This is a genomic window from Actinomyces timonensis (assembly GCF_040702965.1).
In the GTDB taxonomy this organism is placed as follows: Bacteria; Actinomycetota; Actinomycetes; order Actinomycetales; family Actinomycetaceae; genus Actinomyces; species Actinomyces timonensis_A.
Window position 1 is genome coordinate 2,257,560 of the sequence record NZ_CP159989.1, and the last position, 18,375, is coordinate 2,275,934.

Below are 18,375 nucleotides of genomic sequence, written 5' to 3' on the forward strand. Positions count from 1 at the left end.
GTTCAGGACGCGGAGCCCTGGAAGACGGCGGCGGGCTGCCCGGGGACGACGGTGACGGTGACGGTCACCCGGTCGCGCGCGTCAGCGGGCACGGAGAAGCGGAAGGAACCGGTGGCGGTCTGCCCAGCGGCGACGCTGCTGGGCAGCTCGGTGCCCTCGGCGGCTCGGAGCGGGGAGGCCGGGGTGGAGTCCTCGCCGTAGGCGAGGGTGGCCAGGGCGCCGGAGAGGTCGACGTCCTGGGAGCCCGCCGTGACCGAGACGTTGACCTGGAGCGCGGCGCCGCCGATCTCGCCGGGGACGATGTCGTCACCGGAGACCTCGATGGCCTCGACGGAGGTGACGGCGACGGTCGCACCCCCGGTCGAGGAGGACTCGTTCAGGGCGACGGCAGGGGCCGAGGCCCCCACGTAGCCGGCCTGGCCGGGCTGGAGGCCCTCGGGATCGGCGGACTGGGCATCCGACGCGCCCCCGTCTGAGGCCGGAGCCACCGGGGTCGGCGCCGTGGTGGCCCCGGCCGTCTCGGTCGTGGTGACCGGCGGCACGGACTCGGTGGCCGCGGCATTGGTCGCCGCGGAGTCGTTCGAGCAGCCGGCGAGGATCGCCGCCGAGAGGACGAGGGCGGAGGCCTGGAGGATACGGGCGCTTGTCCGAGGTGACATGGTGACTTCCGTGGGATTGTTGGGAACAGGGAGAGAGCGTCGGCCGGCGGCGGCGAGGGGATCGACCGCCGCCGGCCGAGTATCAGTGCCGGCTCACGCTCACTGCCCGGCGGTGCGGGCCTGGAAGCTCGAGACGAGCACCTTGTTGGTCAGCGAGGTCGCCGAGCCGGAGAGGTAGGCCGACATGAGGACCGTACCCGCCCCCTGGATCTGCTCGGTGATGTCCGTGGCGGTCAGGGTGGGCGCGCCAGGCGCCTCCTGGCCATCAAACCAGACGGTGCCGGTGAGGGTCGTGGTGCCGTTGCCGACGGCGGAGGTCTTCACGTTGATCTTCGTGCCCGCGGCCCAGTGGTTCGTCAGGGTGGTCTGGGCGAGGACCTTCTCAGTCCCGCCGACCTGGGAGGTGAGGAACACGAGCACCTCGCCGTTGGCCTTGACGTGGATCTTCGTGGAGTAGGAGCCCGAGGCGGTGGAGCGGGGGAAGAAGGAGGCGTACACGCCACCACCGGTGGGGGCCTCGGAGAGGCTGAAGCTGGAGGACAGCTCCGTGGACTCGGAGGAGACCTTCGGCAGCATGGCCGTGGACATCCAGCCCGCCTTGTTCAGGGCGATGGAGCCGACGCCGTCAGCCGTGGAGAAGCGCCCCGGCGCGGAGAGCTTCCAGGAGCCGCCCGCGCCCGGCTCGGGCCAGCCCTTCTCCTGGGCCTTCTTGAAGGAGGCCTGGGCGATGATGCCCTCGCCCTGCGGGACGTCGGTGACGGTGATGGACTGGGTGGTGGTCTGGCGGGCACCGGCGTTGTCAGTGACCGTGAGCGTGACCGTGTAGGTGCCGGGCTCAGTGTAGGTGTGCGTGACGTTGGCGCCGGTGGCGGTCTTCCCATCGCCGAAGTCCCACTCGTAGGACTCGATCGTGCCGTCGGAGTCCACCGACTCGCTGCCGTCAGCGGTCACGGCCATGCCGACGACCTTCTGGCGCAGCATGGGGCGGGGCCCCACGTTGCCCGCCTGGCCCGGGCGCCGGGCGATCTGGCCGGCGGTCAGCTGGGAGTGGTAGATCGCGGTGGAGTCGACGGTCGCGTCGAGCGTACCGGGGGTGCTCTCGCTCACCTTAGGCCAGCCCTTCAGGGTGTCCGTGCCGAGGCGCCAGGAGCCGTTGAAGGCCTGCGCGCTGATCACCGTCTTGTCGGAAGCGGCGAGCTGGCCGTCGATGTAGAGGTGCTGACCGGCGGCCCCCAGGGTGGCGACGACGTGGTGCCACTTCCCGTCGTTGAAGCCGGGCTTCGAGGACACGACCTTGGTCTCACCGGGGTAGACGCCGAAGTGGATGGCACCCTGGGTGTCCATGTAGATGATGCGGTCGCGGTTGCCAGCCTTCTCGTAGCCGACGATAGCTCCGCCCTTGGTGGAGGTGGTTTTCACCCAGGTCTCGATGCTGAAGGTCTGGGCCTGACCCTGAGAGTTCGAGATGGCGTTGCCGTTCCCGCCGATGCCCAGGGCCTTGGATCCGTCCCGCGAGCCATCCTGGCCGGGCTTCACCTCCGAGGTGCCGGTCATGTGAGCGCCGCCGAGGACGTCCTTGAAGGTGGTCCCGGTCGCCTCGTCGAAGGTCCACAGGTGCTTGGCGCCCAGGTCGGCGGCGCCGGCGTCGACACTGTCGAGGTTGTCGAGGTCGGCACCCTTGGCGACGGTGACGCTCTTCGAGTCGCTCGTCAGGGTGTTGCCGCCCGCGTCGGAGACGACGATCTTGTACGTGTGCTCACCCGCGGGAGCGTGGTTGTCGCGCAGGGTCTTGCGGAGCTCCCGGTTCCAGAAGCGGTCGGAGACCTTCAGCGTGCTCACGGGCGTCGCGGCGTCATCGCGGTAGAGCGAGTAGGTGAGGGTGGAGTCGTCGCGGTCCCAGGTGGGGGTGAAGGTGACGTCGACTGCGCCGTCGGCGGGGCTGGAGACGCGCGGGTCGAGGTCGGAGGCCTTCCCCTCGGGGGCGTGGCTCTTGGTGGCGCCGCGCTTGGGGAAGCGGACGAGCCCCTGCTGGGGCTTGCCGTCGACGGCGAGGAACTCGCCCCCGGCGACGATGTACTCGTCGTTGCCGGTGACGTCCCAGGCGCCCTGGCCCTGGCCGGTGTAGGTGCCGGCGGAGAAGCTCCGGGAACCAGTCGACGATGGCGGGGGAGGTCTTGCCCGACCAGTCCTTGTAGCCGTCAGTGCCCTTGCGGCCGACGGTCACCTCGCCGGAGGCGGTGAAGGAGGTGAGGCGGTACTGGCGCTGGCGGGTGGTGCCGTGCTCGTCCTTGTAGTAGGAGTCCGCCCATCCGCCGATGGTCTGGCAGGAGTGCGCGTGGCTGGCGATGTAGACCTGGTCGGCCGTGGGGTGGATGGCGTAGGAGTCACCGTGGCAGGGCTCCACCCAGGTCATGTTGCCGTTCCAGTCGGCCTTGAAGGCCCCCTCCAGGTTGGCGTTGCGCACGGAGAAGGAGTAGCCGACCCCGTACAGGCTGGTGCCGTCGGTCTTGAGGTCCGTGATGGCGCCGTAGACGCCGCCGTTGCGGACCTCGGAGTTGATGGGGGTGGACAGCAGCTGGCCGTCGGAGGCGGAGACGAGGCCCAGGCCGTAGCCGGGGTTGTTGGAGCCGTTGAGGGTGGTGAAGGAGCCGCCGAGGGCGACCTTGGTGCCGTCGGGCGAGACCTGCAGGGACCAGACCTGGGCGTTGTTGCCTTCGGCCTTGGGCGCCCAGGAGAGGGTCTCACCGGTGGAGGCGCTCACCGCGGCCGCCTTGAGGCGCTGGACGCCGTTGACGTGCTTGAAGGCGCCGCCGGCGTAGACCGTGTCACCGCGCACGCCGATGGCCCGCACGGTGGTCTGGAACTGGGGGCGGAAGCGGGAGATGAGCCTGCCGGCGGGCGTGGAGATGTCGAAGGCGGCCAGGCCGCTGTGGAACTCGTCGTTGACCTTGTTGAAGTCACCGCCGACGTAGAGGGTCTTCTTGTCCTCGGACAGGGCGAGCACGCGCCCGGTACCGTTGAGCTGGGGGGCGAACTCCTGGATGAGCTCACCGGTGCTCAGTTTGTAGGCCAGGATGTTGGACCGGACCGTCTCATTGGTCCCGGCGGGAACTCCGGCCGGCCGGGCCTTGGTGAAGGAGCCGACGGCGTAGACGGTGTCATCGACGATGACCTGGTCCCACACCACGCCGTTGATCTGAACGGTGGGCAGGGGGTCAGCGGTGTGGTTGGACTGAAGGCGACCCGAGGCGTCGGCCGCCGCTGCGGCGGCAGGGGCCTCCGCCGCAGCGGCGGGGGCCGCGACGGGCAGGAATGCCAGGGACATGGGGACGCAGGCGGCCAGCGCGGCCAGGGCGCGCAGAGGACGATAAGCGCTCAACAGTGAATACTCCGGAACTGTGTGGGGAACCAAGGGAGAACCTTGGTTCGCCGTCGATCAGGGCATGGCGCCAGCGGCTGGGGAACTCGGGCGCCTAGATGAGCCTAGAGCACGGGACCTCAGAATGACAGCGCACCTGGTTATAGGTCGTTCCGCGCCAAAAAGCGACACCGATCACTTTCGTATCACTTGAATAACAACGACTCGCACATGCCGTCCGACCTGCGTCGGAGCGCCACTCCTACGTTCGGAGGAGCTGAGAAGGGCGGGCTTTTCACCGCCACGTGAGCGCGGCGCGATGGCGCCGCACCTCCTATGATTCGCATCACACGCCAGCGGCGTCGAAGAGCTGAGCGACGGAGCCGTCGTCGAAGACCGCCTTGATGGCGCGGGCGAGGAGCGGGGCGATGGGCAGGACGGTGAGCTGCTCGAACCGCTTCTCCGGGGGGATCGGCAGGGTGTCGGTGATGACGACCTCGCGGGCGCCGGAGGTGGCCAGGCGCTCGATGGCCGGGCCGGAGAGCACCCCGTGGGTGGCGGCGACGATGACGTCCTTCGCGCCGGCGTCGAGGACCACCTTGACGGCCTTGGCGATGGTGCCGCCAGTATCGATCATGTCATCGACGAGCACGCAGGAGCGCCCCTCGACGTCACCGACGACGCGGTTGGCCACGGCCTCGTTGGGGCGGGTGATGTCCCGGGTCTTGTGGACGAAGGCGAGCGGCGAGCCCCCCAGGGCGTTGGCCCATCGCTCGGCGACGCGGATGCGGCCGGCGTCCGGGGAGACCACGGCGGCGTTGGCCACGTCGAGCCGGCCCTTGATGTAGTCCACGAGCACGGGCTGAGCCCACAGGTGGTCCCAGGGGCCGTTGAAGAATCCTTGCTCCTGGGCGGTGTGGAGGTCGACGCTCATGATGCGGTCCGCTCCCGCCGTGGCGTACATGTCTGCCACGAGGCGGGCGCTGATGGGCTCACGGCCCAGGTGCTTCTTGTCCTGCCGCGCGTAGGGGAAGAAGGGGGCTACCACCGTGATGCGCTTGGCCGAGGCGCGCTTGAGGGCGTCCACCATGATGAGCTGCTCCATGAGCCAGTCGTTGACGCGGTCCCCGTGGGACTGCACGACGAAGACGTCGCAGCCGCGCACCGACTCGTTGAAGCGGACGTAGGTCTCCCCGTTGGCGAAGTCGTAGGCGGTCGAGGACAGGACCTCGGTGCCCAGCTCGCGCGCCACATCGAGGGCCAGTTGCGGATGGGCCCGGCCGGAGACGATGACCAGTCGCTTCTCACCGCTGGTGATGATGCCCGTCATGAAGTGATTCCCTTCGTTCGGGCCCGTCGGGCCCGGTCGGTGCGCGAGGCCGGGGCGGTCACGCGCCTGTGGTGCCGGAGCCCTGGGCGGGAACCGGCGTCTCGGCGTCGTACTGGGTGAAGGGCGCGACGACGGCGCCCGCCGGGATATCGACGTCGGCGAGGATGGCGTAGGCGCCGATGCGAGCGCCGGCGCCGATGCGGGTGGCGCCTCTCAGGAGGACGCCCGGCTCCAAGGACGAGTCCGGCCCGAGCTCGACGGTGACATCGACCCAGGTGGAGGAGGGATCGATGACGCCGACACCGGATTCCATCGCGCGGGCGAGGACGCGGCGGTTGAGCTCGGCACCGAGGGCGGCGAGCTGGGCGCGGTCGTTGCAGCCCTCGACCAGCCAGTGGTCGGCCACGACGAGCGCGGAGGTGGAGCGGCCCGCAGCATGGGCGTGGGCGACCACATCGGTGAGGTAGACCTCGCCCTGGTCGTTGTCCGTGCCCAGGGTGGCCAGGGCGGCGCGCAGGTGCGCCAGGTCGAAGACGTAGACGCCCGCGTTGATCTCAGCGATGGCGCGCTGGGCCTCGGTGGCGTCGCGCTGCTCGACGATCGCCGAGACGGTGCCATCCGGCTCGCGCACGACGCGGCCGTAGCCGTGCGGGTCGTCGACGACGGCCGTGAGGAGGGTCACGGCGTCGCCCCGCTCATGGTGCTGAGCCACGAGGGAGGACAGGGTGGCGGTGTCGAGCAGGGGCACGTCCCCGCTCGTGACGACGACTGCGCCGCAGGCGTCCTCGGGCAGGGCCGCCAGGCCGCAGGCCACGGCGCGGCCGGTGCCGGGGATCTCATCCTGGTCGGCGGGGATGGCGTCGGGGGCGACCTGCGCCAGGTGGGCGACGACGGCATCGCGCTCATGGCGGACCACGACGACGAGGCGCTCAGGACCCAGGCCCCGGGCCGCGCTGACAGCGTGGTCGAGGAGGCTGCGCCCCCCGATGCGGTGCAGGACCTTGGGGGTGGCGGAGCGCATGCGCGTGCCCTTGCCTGCGGCCATGACGATGACGGCGGCGGGAGTGGTGGGAGCCACGAGTCCTCTTCTCGCTCAAGATGGGCGTCCTGCGGCACTGCCGGGAGCATGACGCCCCGTGCTGGCCGAGCGGGCCGGTACGGGCACATCCTACGACGCCACGCACCGGCTCCGCCCCCAGGGTTCGAACCCGGACCTCAAGGCTCCAAAGGCCTGCGTGCTGCCACTACACCAGGGCGGAATGCGCGGGCCGCTCCCGGGGTTCCCCAGCAATCGGGCGGAATCGGGCGCGCTCCAGCGCGGCGTACAGTCTCTCACTTTTTCGCCGCGACTCGGTCAAGAGGTGGCATCATCGACCCCCCGGGCCCGCCCGATGGGGCATCATGACGCCCTGAGCGGGCCCATCCGGACCGCCCACGTCCTGCCGCTTCCCCGCGCGGCGCGATCTCAATTCTCCCTGGAAGCTCGCATGACCCTCATCCACCACCAGCCCCCGGTCGAGGGCGCCAACGCCACGCCCGCAGCCATGCCCGCCCAGCCGCGCCCGAGCGCAGGCCGCCTGCGGGAGCTGGACGGGCTGCGCGGCCTGGCGGCCGTCGTCGTCCTCATCCACCACTGCCTGCTCACCGTCCCCTCGCTGGCGGAGGTCGGCGCCCGCCCGGGGGTTGCGCCGGGCGGCGCCCTGGAGCGCGCGCTCAGCCTCACGCCGGCGCATCTCCTGTGGGGCGGCTACGAGGCGGTGCTCATCTTCTTCATCTTGTCCGGGGTGGCGCTCAGCTACCCGATCGCCCGGCGGCGCGCCACCGGCCGCTCCTTCGACTGGGTGGATTACGCCCCCCGCCGCCTCATCCGCCTGTGGGTGCCGGCCGGCGCCTCGACGCTCCTGGCGATCGCGCTCATCATCCTCGTGCCCCGTTCGGACGACACCTCCCTGGGGGCATGGGTGCGGGCCCACTATGTGTCAGATATCTCGATCAAGCAGACGGTCCGAGAGATCGCCCTGCTGCCCGCCTACGCCTATCGCAACTCGGTGCTGTGGTCGCTGCACGCAGAGGCGGCCTTCTCCATCCTCCTGCCACTGGTCATCCTCGCGGTGGCGCTGGGCGCCAGAGCCCGCCTGAGCTGGGCGCTGGGCGCGGCGGCGCTCACGGTGACCCTGGTCAGCGGTGACCCCGGCTCCGCGCTGTTCCTGCCGGTGTTCACGATCGGGGCGGTGCTCGGCTGGCGCTGGGGGACGATGCCCGACCCACTGCCCGCCCGACCTACCCGTTGGGCCGGCGCGGCCGCCGTGGCCTGCCTCATCACCATGACCAGCCCGTGGTGGACCGCCCCGGAGACCTGGCCGGGCCTGCTCTCGGGAAGCCCGTCCACGGCGCTGGTCCCCCTGGGCTCCCCCGCCTCCCCCTGGGGGCATCGGCTCGGATCGATGATCGCCGTCGCCAGCGCGGCCGGAACGATCACGCTCATCGTGCGGGCCGGGGCGCTGCGCTCACTGCTACGCTCGAGGGCGGCCCAGCTCTGCGGCGAGCTGTCCTTCTCCCTCTACCTCGTCCACACCCCGGTCGTGCTCCTCGTGCGCACGCTCGCGCCGTCGATCGACCCGTGGTGGATGCTCCTGGTGGGACCGGCCGCGGCGCTGCCCGCGGCCTGGTTCTTCCACCGGCTCGTCGAGCGGCCGAGCCATCGGTGGTCGAGGGCGGCGGGCCGCTGGGCCAGCAGCAGGCTCCACGCCCTCCCTCGCGGCGCCAGCCCCGGGCGGCAGGGCGGGCACGCGGCCTGAATCCGCGATCACCAGCACGGGAGGAGCCGGGCCTAGACCTTGGTCTACCGTGTACCCATCACGGCTCGCGCGCGGGCCACCACTCACCCATCCCTAAGGAACCACACGCATATGGAGCCGGCCGAGATCCTCCGCTTGCTGCGCAGGCATGCCCCCGTCCTCATCTTGCACATCGTCCTCGGCGCCCTGGCCGGGTTCCTCATCGCGATGATGAGCACCCCCGTCTACTCCTCGCACGCCAGCGTCGTCATCTCGACGTCGAGCCGCCAGGGCGGCGGACAGGATCTCGGCACCGCCTCCGGCCCGAACTCCCTCCTCATGCCCACGCTCGTCGAGCTGGGCACCACCCAGGACGTCCTGGCCGCGGTCGCCGCGAGCACGGGCCTCGAGCCCGCCGCGGTGAAGGGCATGCTCACCCTGAGCGCCCGGGAGAACACCCTCTTCATCGACATCACCGCCAAGGCCCCCTCCGCGGAGCAGGCCCACGCGGTGGCCGAGGCCGAGGTGGACGCCTTCAAGAAGGCCGTCAGCAAGTGGGGGTACAAGGACGGGCTGTCCCTGAGCGCGCAGGAGCAGGACCCTGCGACGCTGCCCATCGCGCCCATCTCGCCCATCCCCGAGCGCTACGCGCTCAACGGCGCGCTCATCGGCGCCGCCATCGGCGCCGCGATCGTCATCCTGCTGCGGCGCGCCGGCTTCACGGGGCTCCGCGGGGACGCCTCGGGCCGGGGCGGCCGCAGGACGCCCGGCGCCCCCGACTCCTGCGCTGACGCATCCGATGAGGAGGAACAGGCCGTCCACGAGGACCGGGACATGAGCCCGGCCGCATCGACCGCCTCCTCATCCGCGGAGGAGTACGCGCCCCCGCCGGACTCCTCCGAGCTCTTCCCGCCCTCGATGCGACACCGCCGCTGAGCGGGCGGTCCCAACGGCTCGGCACCGGTCACGGCCGCTCACGACCGCCGACGCTGCCATGCTGGCCGTGCCATCACGGAACTGATGCCGAACTGATACCGGCGACGCCGGCAGTCCGCCGGCACGGGGCCGGCCCCTCAGGAGCGGCCGTACTCGGCGTGGCCCGAGCCGCCCAGCGCGGCCGAGGCCAGGCCCGTGCCACGGGCCATGAGCCGGGCGCCCCTGGCGCGGTGGGAAGTGGAGCGCAGGATGATCCCCGCGACCCCGCGCCCTGCGCCGGCGACGACGCGCGCCGCGCCCCCGATGAGGGCCCTGCCCCGGATCCGCGCGCGAGCGGCGCGGCTCCCCGAGCCCGCCAGGGCGAGATCGACTCGGACGGAGTTGGCGGCGTGAGCGCGCTGTCGCCGCAGGATCCAGGCCCGGTCCAGGCGCTGCGCGGGCACATGGTCAACCACTTGGGCCTCGGCGCACCACAGGAGCGTTCCACCGGCGGCCACGAGTGAGCGGGTGAGCAGCGTGTCCTCCCCGCCGGTGGCGCCGAAGCGCTCGTCGAAGCGCAGGCCCCGCGCGCGCAGGAAGTCCAGGTCGAGCAGCAGGCAGTTCGAGGCGGAGGCGGGCCGGGCGGTTCCGGTGGGCCAGGTGGCGCGCACGAAGAAGCCCCCCTCGCGCACCCAGGCCTCGGGCTCAGCGTCGTAAGCGGGCAGCACATGACCGGCCACCGCCTGGGCCCCCTCGCGCGCCCAGAGCCCCACGAGGGAGGAGAGCCAGTTCTCGCGGGCCTCCTCGTCGTCGTCGATGAAGACCAGGAGGCGCGCGTCGGCGGCCTCATCGAGGGCACGGTTGCGCACGGCGGCCACACCGGGGCGCTCCTCGACGACGTAGCGCAGCGCGCTCCCCCCGGGCCCGGCGGCGAGGCGCTCGGCGGTGGCGCGCGCGCTGGCAGCGGGGTCATTGTCGATGACGAGCAGCTCGGCGCGCGAGACAGGGCTGGAGGCGTCCGAGACGATGGCGGTGATCTGGGGCAGGACGGTACCGACGGCGCGCTCCAGGCCTTCCGGGCGCTTGTGAGTCGGGATGGCGACGACGAGGGGCACGCTCTCCGCGGACGGCGGACCGCCAGCCGCGCCAGCCGCGGCGCCGGGGCCCTCCTGCGGGGCGGCCCCACGCATGGCCCCGGCGCTCACTTCTTCCTCCAGGGAAGTCGGGGCCCGCGGCTGTACTCCTGGACCCGCCCGCCGACGGCGCCCAGGACCATGCCCAGCGCTCCGGCGCAGGCGGCCTCATGGCGGCCCCGGCCCGCCTCATCCCGGCGGGCAGCGCTGACCAGCGCCAGGGCACCGTCGCGCCCGGCACGCAGCGCCCCCTTCGCGGCGTAGCGGGCGCGCGCGCCCAGGCCCGCCGCGCCCGAGGCGGCCTCGACGCGCACCGCCGCCCAGGTCGCCCCCGAGCGCAGGGAGCGGCGCAGCACCCACGGGCGCGTGGCCCGAGAGGCCGGCACCCGTTCATCCAGGGCGGCGTCGGCGGCGAAGCGGATGACGCCGCCGCCCTGCCGGAGCGCGCCGAGGAACGCGGAGTCCTCGCCCCCGCTGAGCCCGTAGCGCGCATCGAAGCGCAGGCCGAGGCCCCGCACGACGTCGAGGTCGAGCAGGAGGTTGTTCGTGGCGGCCTTCGTCATCACGGCCCCATCCGCGGCGGTGACCGCGCCGAAGACGCCCGAGCCCCGCACCCACGCGCCGGGCTCCGACTCGAAGCGCGGGTACCAGGGCCCGGACACGGCGGCGCATCCGTGGGCGCGCCAGGCGCGCACGAGGGAGGTGAGCCAGCCGGGGCGGGTGAGCTCGTCGTCGTCGATGAACGCCAGGAGGCGAGCGTCGGCGGCCTCATCGAGGGCGCGGTTGCGGGCGGCGGTGATCCCGGGGACGGGCTCGTGGGCGTAATGGGGGCCGATCTCAGCCGGCTCGGGCTCGCCGGCGTTGGCGGCCCGGACCGCCTCGACGACCTCGCGCGCGCCCGCGTCCGGGTCATTGTCGACCACCACGACGCGCGCCCGCCCAACACCGGCCTCCTCATCCGCGCGGGCGGCGCGGGCCTGGTCCACGAGCTGGGGCAGGAGCTCGGCGAGCCAGTCATTGCGCTTGTAGGTGGTCACGGCGACAACCAGTGAGGCCGGTGGTGGGACCGGCGCGGGCGGCGTCGAAGACTGGCTCATGCGTCCTCCTGGGGGCGGGTCGACGGGCAGGGGCGTCGTGGGGAGGGAAGGGGATGGGGTCAACGCTACTATGCAGGCGCACGGGCCACGCCCGCGGGCGCCCCGGGCAGTCCAGCGCGGCACCCATTGATGAGGACCTGAGAGGACCCCATGGCCGACTTCCCCCCCGATCTCTTCTCCCCCGGCTCATCCGGCGAGCCGCCCACCGGCGCCGAGGCCGCCGAGCTGCTCGCGCGCACCGCGATCATCGTCGTCAACTACGACTCCGCCGAGCTCCTGGCGCGCAACCTCGCCGAGGTGGCCCAGCGAGCCCCCGAGGCCCGGATCGTCGTCGTCGACAACTACTCCTCCCCCGCGGCCCGCGAGCGCGCCCGCGCCCTGGCCCAGGCGCGAGGTTGGGCCCTGGAGCGCCCGGAGTCGAACACAGGCTTCGGCGGAGGGATGAACCTGGGGGCCGCCCGGGCGATCGCCGACGGCGCGGAGGTCCTCGTCCTGCTCAACCCGGACGCCGTCGTCGACCGGGACTCCCTGGTGGCCCTGGCGCGGCACGCGCAGGCCGATCCCCTGGCGCTCGTGGGGCCGGTCATCCGGGACTCCAGTGGCGCGATCGTGTCCGACGGCCACGTGGTCTGCCTGGCGGACGGGTCGATGCGCTCGCGCCGCTCTCGGCGGCCGATCCCACCCGGCGGCGCCGCTCCCTGGCTGAGCGGGGCGTGCCTGGCGCTCTCCGCGTCCCTGTACCAGCGGATCGGAGGCTTCGACGCCCGCTACTTCCTGTACTGGGAGGATGTGGACTTCTCCGCGCGCGTGCTCGCCGCAGGGGGGAGCCTGGTCCTGGAGCGCCGGGCCACGGCCGTGCACGACGAGGGCGGCACCCAGGGCTCCTCAGCGGACCAGGCGGCGAAATCGGACACCTACTACTACTACAACGCGCGCAACCGGCTCCTGTACGCGGGCCTGCGCCTGGACGCCCAGGGCCGCCGTCGGTGGCGGGCGACGGTGCCGGGCGCGGCTCGCGAGATCGTCCTGCGCGGGGGGAGGCGCCAGCTGCTGCGCTCCCCCAGGCCGGTGGCGACAGCGCTGCGCGCGACCCTGGACGGCCTTCGCCTGGCGCGCCGGGCGGCCCGGGGGCTCCTGCCCTCCCAGGACGAGCCGATCCTGCGATAGCGGGACCGGGCCCCGCGCCCACGGACGCGTCCCGCCCGCCGGGCCATGCGGGCGCGGCGGGCGGGACGGAAGGGGCGGCGGGACGGGCTCAACTGGGCGCTGCGCCGTCGAAGGTGGCGGCCGCGTGATCGGGGCCGAGATCGACGACGACGTGCACCTGCCCTCGTCCGGAGAGCGGGATCGTGAAGGCCTTCTCCAGGGTCTTCGACTCCCCCGGGGCGACGGATTCGGGGACCTCGCCGTAGGCACTGACCAGCTCCGCCGCCGGGGACTTGTCGGCGCCGTAGGTCACGGTGACCACGAGGCCGGACAGTGACAGGTCCGATCCGGTGTTGTTGGTGATCGTCACCGGGATCACCACGCCGGGGCCGCCGGTCTCCCCGGGGCCGGCCTTGAGGTCCTCGGAGCGCATGGCGCCCAGCGAGATGGCGGCCCCATCCACGGTGCTCGTCTGGTCGGGGGCGACGGGGGGCAGCTCGTCGGCTGAGATATCGCCCTGGCTGAGGGCCGTGGTATCCGGCGAGGCCTGCTCCGGCGTGGTGGCCTGTGCCGACGGATCTTCGGGGGCGGTCGGCAGCGGCTCGCCCGTCGCCGAGGGCTCGGCGCTACTGGTCGGTACGGCCGTGCCGACGGTGGCATCGACGGTCGGCGAGGCGCTGGACGCCGAGTCGGGGGCCTTGCCGCTGGAGCAGGCTCCGAGCGCCAGGGCCATGGCCACGGGGAGGGCGAGGGCCGGGCGAGCCGCATGACGCGGCGCGCCCGTCCCCCCGCGCACCGGGTGGCGGCGCGTCATCAGCGCCATCCCCAGCCGCCGTTCCACCAGTCGTTCCAGCCGCCGTGACGCCCACCGCGGCCCCACCAGTCGTTCCAGCCGCCGTGACGCCCGCCACGGCCCCACCAGTCGTTCCAGTCGCCGTTACGGCCACCGCGGTCCCACCAGTCGTTCCAGTCGCCGTCCTGACCGCGACCCCGGCCGTCGTCGTGACCGCGGCCCCGACCGTCATCCTGGCCGCGACCCCGGCCGCCGTCGTCGTCGCCCTCGCCCCGCGGCGGGACCTCCTTGGAGTCGATGGCGAAGCGGACGAGGCCCTGCTGGCCCTTCTTGTTGACGCCGACGAACTCGCCGCCGTAGACGACGTACTTGTCGTTGCCCTCGACGGTCCAGGTGGCCTGGCCCATGCCGGTGTACCTGCCGACGATGAAGTTGGGGCGGAAGCTCTGAAGCGCCGTCGTGGCCGGCTGACCGGAGTAGTTGGTGTAGCCACGAGCGTGGTTCCGCTGCACCGTGCCGGTGCGCCCGTTGACGTAGGCCAGGGCGTTGTAATAGCTCGTGGGCGCGGTGTCGCCGAAGCCGCCGATGTTGCGGCAGTCGTGCGGGTGGCCCGCGACGTAGACGACGCCGCCGGCGGGGAGGAGGTCGTAGGTGTCGCCGTGGCAGTCGGCCATGTAGTCGAGGTCGCCGGTCGACCAGCTGGCGCGGAACAGGCCCTCGAAGCTGCCCTCCTGGGAGTAGGCGACGCCGTAGAGGCCCTGGCTGTCAGACTTCAGGGAGAAGATCGCGGAGTAGGTGCCGGAGTTGCGGACGACCGAGTTGACGTTGGTCCGCTTGACGGCGCCGTCACTGCCGAGGATCGCCAGGCCGGGGTTGGTGGAGCCGCCGACGTCGCCGAAGGAGCCGCCGATGGCCACCTGGGAGCCATCAGGGGCGACGGTGATCGTGCGGACGAGGCCGCGCCCCACCCGGGGGGCGAACTCGGTCAGGGACAGGGAGGGCAGGCTGACCGCGGCCACGCGGTAACGGGCCTTGTTGTTGACCTGGGTGAACGCGCCGGAGAAGTAGAGGGTGCCACCGTCCGGGGAGACCTCGACGTCGCGGACCTCGGTGTTGGGGGAGATGCCGAGGTTCACGCGCTTGCCGTCCGAGGCGCTCACGGCGCCGAGACGAAAGGTGCTCTCGCCGTTGAGGCTGGTGAAGTTGCCGCCGAGGTAGAGGGTCTTGCCGTCCTTCGAGGCGTCGATGGAGTAGATGACGCCGTTGGTGGTGGGGGCCCAGTCGAGGAGGGCGCCGGTGGTGATGTCGTAGGCCATCGCGTTGGAGCGCGAGACCTCGTTCTGCCCCTGAGGAGAGCCGGCCGGACGCGCGCTCGTGAACTCACCGACGGCGTAGACCGTGTTGCCGACGATCTTCTGGTCCCACACGACGCCGTTGATCTGGGCCGTGGGGAGGGGCGTTGGCGAGGCGATCGCGACCTCGCCCTGGGCGTCAGCGGCGTGGGCGGCCGGGCTCGTGAAGGGAAGGACGGGCAGCGCCGCCAAGGCGAGAGGGAGCGCGGAGGCCATGGCGAGCCGCCGGGCATGGCAACGTAGACGCATAGAGATATTCCGTTCGAGGCTGGGGATACAGGGACAACTTCTAGCGAGGGCGCCGAGCGTCGCCGCAAGAGCTCGGATGGGGCCAGGCGCCACGCCCGACTTTAACACTCAGATAACTTTCAGGTTACGAAGGCTTCCCTGAGAGGCCCCTCAAAAACGCGACCTTCGTCTATCCGGCCCCACCGAGAGCGCTCCGGGCATCGCACCACGTCAGGCGCGTCTTACTGCGGACAGAGACGGTCATCCGGCCGCTGGCGTGCTCGAACCCCGCGGCCAGCCCCGACCGTGACGCGCGAGAACCCCCACAGGCCTTCCGGGAACGGCCCCCCCTCCCGCTAGCCTAGTGAGATGCAACACACTCGCTCTGAATCGATCAAGGAGTCATCATGCCCCGGTCATCCGCCCTGGCGCCCGTCGGCGCCCTCCTCCTCGCGCTCGCTCTGACCGCCTGCGGGGGTGGCGCCACCGTCACCGACGCCACCCCGCCCAGTGACGGCGCGGAGGCCGCCACCCACGCCCCTCACGCCGTCGCGGAGCCGTCCGAGGCCGCCACCGAGCAGTGCGCGGCCATGGAGGGCGCGATCGCCGTCGCCGGCTCCCTCGACGAGGTCACGGCGCCACCGGCAGGGATGAGCTGGAGCCCCGGCGAGGCCGATCTCAGCACCTACGACCGCTGCGCGCCGCTGTCCTGGGTGACGCTGCCGATCTACGGCGCCACCGCGTCGTCGCCCTACCAGATCATGCTCTTCCACCACGGCGAGTACGTCGGGACCGCGTCCTCCGAGTCCTACGGCTTCAAGCCCGCCGTGGAGCGGATCGACGACGCGACGATCCAGGCCACTTACACCTGGCCGAAGGACGGGGAGTCCGACGCCGAGGCGAGCGGCCGCTCCGTGTCCACCTTCACCTGGGACAACGGCTCGGGCAGCGTGACCCACGGCGGCGAGTGGCCGCCGAGCGCCGGCTGACCAGGCGCCGCACGCCCCCCGTCCCGCTCCTCGAACCGGCTGATCCGCATCGCCCTCCCACGCTATGGGGCAGGACTCCCGGGCTCGGTACCATGGCGGTGTTCCCATGCGACGGCCCCGCGCCGTCGCCCCGCCGGAGCCGCCCCGTCCAGCGCGCCCGGCCGTCCCAACCCTCCGGCGCACCGGCACGCTCCGGGCCCGCGCCCCGCTTGAAAGGCCTCGACGTGACCACAGCCTCCCCCGACCGACTACGCATCGCGATGATCGGCACCCGCGGCGTGCCCGCCCGGTACGGGGGCTTCGAGACCGCCATCGAGGAGGTCGGCAGGCGCCTGGCCGCCAAGGGGCACAAGGTCCTCGTCTACTGCCGCAACCCCGAGCCCGGCACGCCCCTGCCCGAGAGGTACCTCGGCATGCGTCTCGTGGAGCTGCCCGCCATGCGCAAGCGCAGCCTCGAGACCCTCTCCCACACGGCGCTGAGCACCGCCCATCTGCTGCGCCGCGTGCACCCCGACGCCGCCATCGTCTTCAACGCCGCCAACTCCCCCTTCCTGCCCGCCCTGCGCGCCGCCCGCATCCCCGTGGCCACGCACGTGGACGGCCTGGAGTGGCAGCGCGGCAAGTGGGGCCCCACCGGCAAGCGCTACTACCGGGCGGCCGAGGCCCTGGCCGTGCGCTACTCCGACGCGCTCATCGCCGACGCCCAGGGCATCGCCGACTACTACGACACCGAGTTCCACGCACCCACCGACCTCATCGCCTACGGCGCCCCGCGCATCCACGCCGGCACCGACCGCCTGGCCGAGCTGGGCCTCGAGGCAGGCCGCTTCCACCTGGTGGTCGCCCGCTTCGAGGTGGAGAACCACGTGGATGTCGCCGTGGAGGGCTACGCGGCGTCCAGCGCCGAGCACCCGCTCATCGTCGTCGGCTCGGCGCCCTACGCCGACGAGTACACCGAGCGGATCCACTCCCTGGCCGACGACCGCGTCCGACTCCTCGGGGGCCTGTGGGACCAGGAGCTCCTCGACCAGCTCTACGGCGGGGCCGCCGTCTACCTCCACGGGCACTCCGTGGGGGGCACCAATCCCTCATTGCTGCGCGCGATCGGGGCGGGGGCCGCCGTCGACGCCTTCGACGTCTCCTTCAACCGGGAGGTGCTCGGGCCCGCTGGCCGCTACTGGACCACCGCCGACGACGTCCGCGCCCTCATCGAGTCCGCCGAGTCCGATCCGGCCGGCACGGCGGCGCGCGGCGAGCTTCTCCCGGGAGCGGGCCGAGCGCTACGACTGGGATGCCGTCGCCGACTCCTACGAGGCGCTGTGCCGCCGCCTGGCCCGCAGCGGCCCGGTGCGCCACCGCCCCTCGGGACGCAGGACGGGGGCCTTCCCCGCATGAGCGCGATCCTCGTCGCCCACCCCTCCCCCGACCTGTACGGATCCGACCTGCAGCTGGTCGAGACCATCCACGCGCTCATCGGCGCCGGCCACACGGTCAAAGTGGCGCTGCCCTCCCAGGGCCCGCTCGTCCCGGTGCTGCGCCGGGCCGGGGCCGCGGTGGCCATCATCCCCTTCACCGTGCTGCGCAAGGCGCTGCTCAACCCGCGCGGGCTCGTGGGGCTCGGCGCGGGAGCGGGCCCGGAGGCGCTGCGCCTGGCGAGGGTCATCCGGTCCTCCGGGGCCCAGGCGGTGCTGACGAACACCGTGACGATCCCGACCTGGCCGGCGGCCGCGCGGCTCGCCGGCGTGCCGGCCATCGCCCATGCGCACGAGGCGGAGGACTCCCAGCCGCTGGTCATCCGCGCCGGCCTCTACGCGCCGCTGCTGGCGGCGCGCGCCGTCGTCGCCAACTCAGGGGCGACCCGGGACGTCCTCCTGTCCGCCCAGCCCTTGCTCAGGAACCGCGCAAGAGTGATCCACAACGGCGTCCCGGGCCCCGAGCGGCCCCTACCAGCACCACGGGTTCGAACTGCGGGCGACCCCTTCCGAGTGGCCCTCGTCTCCCGGCTCTCACCCCGGAAGGGCATCCACATCGCTTTGGAGGCCATCGGCCTGCTCCGCGCCGAGAAGGTGGACGCGCGTCTCGTGGTGGCCGGATCCGTCTTCCCCGGGTACGAGTGGTACGAGGAGGAGCTGCGGGAGCGGATCAGCAGACCGGACCTGAGCGGCTCCGTCGAGCTGCTGGGCTACGTCAACCCGACCTGGCCCCTCCTGGCCGACGCGGATGCGGTCATCGTCCCCTCGCTGGGCGAGTCCTTCGGCAACACGGCCGCCGAGGCCCTGCACGCGGGGCGCCCGCTCGTGGCCTCACGCGCCCAGGCCCTGCAGGAGGTCGTGCGCGACGGCGAGACGGGGCTGCTCGTCACCCCGGAGTCGCCGCAGGCCCTGGCGACGGCGCTGGCCGCGCTCGAGCGGGACCCCGCCCGGGCCCGCGAGCTCGCGGCGGCCGGGCATGCGGACGCCGCCGAGCGCTTCTCCGTGGAGCGCTACCGCGGCGAGATCGTCGACGCCGTCGAGTCCCTCCTCCAATAACCCCCACTTATCACCGAGACCGGTCGAAAATAGGGGCGAGACCGGTCCGCGGACCGGTCTCGCCCCTATT

14 protein-coding genes, 1 tRNA gene and 1 pseudogene are annotated in these 18,375 nt (G+C 72.5%); 6 read left to right on the forward strand and 10 right to left on the reverse strand.

The annotated features are described in order from the left end of the window. Window positions 1-2: 2 nt before the first annotated feature. The 6 genes from ABXS69_RS09790 to ABXS69_RS09815 form a co-directional block, all read right to left on the reverse strand. The gene (locus ABXS69_RS09790; protein ID WP_366180468.1) at window positions 3-659 is read right to left on the reverse strand and encodes a hypothetical protein; all 657 of its coding nucleotides are present in this window, start codon (window positions 657-659) and stop codon (window positions 3-5) included. Window positions 660-758: 99 nt separating this feature from the next. Continuing rightward, window positions 759-2,498, reverse strand: a complete 1,740-nt coding sequence (locus ABXS69_RS09795) for a PKD domain-containing protein (RefSeq protein ID WP_366180469.1) — start codon at window positions 2,496-2,498, stop codon at window positions 759-761. Window positions 2,499-2,511: 13 nt separating this feature from the next. Then, window positions 2,512-4,038 (reverse strand): hypothetical protein, encoded by a 1,527-nt coding sequence (locus tag ABXS69_RS09800; protein ID WP_366180470.1) that lies wholly within the window; start codon window positions 4,036-4,038, stop codon window positions 2,512-2,514. 325 nt (window positions 4,039-4,363) lie between these two features. Further along, window positions 4,364-5,347 carry a ribose-phosphate diphosphokinase gene (locus ABXS69_RS09805; RefSeq protein WP_366180471.1) on the reverse strand — a complete coding sequence of 328 codons (984 nt, stop codon included), beginning with the start codon at window positions 5,345-5,347 and terminating at the stop codon, window positions 4,364-4,366. Window positions 5,348-5,405: 58 nt separating this feature from the next. Next, the gene (locus tag ABXS69_RS09810; RefSeq protein WP_366180472.1) at window positions 5,406-6,425 is read right to left on the reverse strand and encodes an NTP transferase domain-containing protein; all 1,020 of its coding nucleotides are present in this window, start codon (window positions 6,423-6,425) and stop codon (window positions 5,406-5,408) included. 109 nt (window positions 6,426-6,534) lie between these two features. Further along, a tRNA-Gln gene (locus ABXS69_RS09815) sits at window positions 6,535-6,606 on the reverse strand. A 228-nt stretch (window positions 6,607-6,834) separates the two neighbouring features. On the opposite strand from ABXS69_RS09815, the gene ABXS69_RS09820 reads away from it, so the two are divergent. After that, complete coding sequence (locus tag ABXS69_RS09820) at window positions 6,835-8,145, forward strand: acyltransferase (RefSeq protein WP_366180473.1); 1,311 nt, start codon at window positions 6,835-6,837, stop codon at window positions 8,143-8,145. Between the two features lie 111 nt (window positions 8,146-8,256). Beyond that, entirely contained in the window at window positions 8,257-9,060 is an 804-nt protein-coding gene (locus ABXS69_RS09825; protein ID WP_366180474.1) for a Wzz/FepE/Etk N-terminal domain-containing protein, read from the forward strand. A gap of 137 nt (window positions 9,061-9,197) precedes the next feature. Here the strand turns inward: ABXS69_RS09825 and ABXS69_RS09830 are convergent, their stop codons facing one another. Further along, window positions 9,198-10,244, reverse strand: a complete 1,047-nt coding sequence (locus ABXS69_RS09830; RefSeq protein ID WP_366180475.1) for a glycosyltransferase family 2 protein — start codon at window positions 10,242-10,244, stop codon at window positions 9,198-9,200. Continuing rightward, window positions 10,241-11,269, reverse strand: coding sequence for a glycosyltransferase (locus tag ABXS69_RS09835; protein ID WP_366180476.1), 1,029 nt, complete (start codon window positions 11,267-11,269; stop codon window positions 10,241-10,243). Before ABXS69_RS09835 ends, ABXS69_RS09830 begins: the two co-directional genes overlap by 4 nt. A 150-nt stretch (window positions 11,270-11,419) precedes the next feature. On the opposite strand from ABXS69_RS09835, the gene ABXS69_RS09840 reads away from it, so the two are divergent. Beyond that, a complete protein-coding gene (locus tag ABXS69_RS09840; RefSeq protein ID WP_366180477.1) occupies window positions 11,420-12,436 on the forward strand; it encodes a glycosyltransferase family 2 protein in 1,017 nt (338 codons plus the stop codon). An 88-nt stretch (window positions 12,437-12,524) separates the two neighbouring features. Here the strand turns inward: ABXS69_RS09840 and ABXS69_RS09845 are convergent, their stop codons facing one another. After that, window positions 12,525-13,229, reverse strand: a complete 705-nt coding sequence (locus ABXS69_RS09845; protein WP_366180478.1) for a hypothetical protein — start codon at window positions 13,227-13,229, stop codon at window positions 12,525-12,527. Continuing rightward, entirely contained in the window at window positions 13,229-14,776 is a 1,548-nt protein-coding gene (locus tag ABXS69_RS09850) for a hypothetical protein (RefSeq protein WP_366180479.1), read from the reverse strand. The genes ABXS69_RS09845 and ABXS69_RS09850 overlap by 1 nt, the downstream gene beginning before the upstream one ends. Window positions 14,777-15,195: 419 nt before the next feature. On the opposite strand from ABXS69_RS09850, the gene ABXS69_RS09855 reads away from it, so the two are divergent. The 3 genes and pseudogenes from ABXS69_RS09855 to ABXS69_RS09865 all read left to right on the forward strand — a co-directional run bounded on the left by ABXS69_RS09855 (window position 15,196) and on the right by ABXS69_RS09865 (window position 18,305). Beyond that, window positions 15,196-15,777 carry an LppP/LprE family lipoprotein gene (locus tag ABXS69_RS09855; RefSeq protein WP_366180480.1) on the forward strand — a complete coding sequence of 194 codons (582 nt, stop codon included), beginning with the start codon at window positions 15,196-15,198 and terminating at the stop codon, window positions 15,775-15,777. A gap of 224 nt (window positions 15,778-16,001) precedes the next feature. Further along, a pseudogene (locus ABXS69_RS09860) lies at window positions 16,002-17,172 on the forward strand (DUF1972 domain-containing protein). Further along, complete coding sequence (locus tag ABXS69_RS09865) at window positions 17,169-18,305, forward strand: glycosyltransferase family 4 protein (protein WP_366180481.1); 1,137 nt, start codon at window positions 17,169-17,171, stop codon at window positions 18,303-18,305. Before ABXS69_RS09860 ends, ABXS69_RS09865 begins: the two are co-directional and overlap by 4 nt. Window positions 18,306-18,375 lie beyond the last annotated feature (70 nt).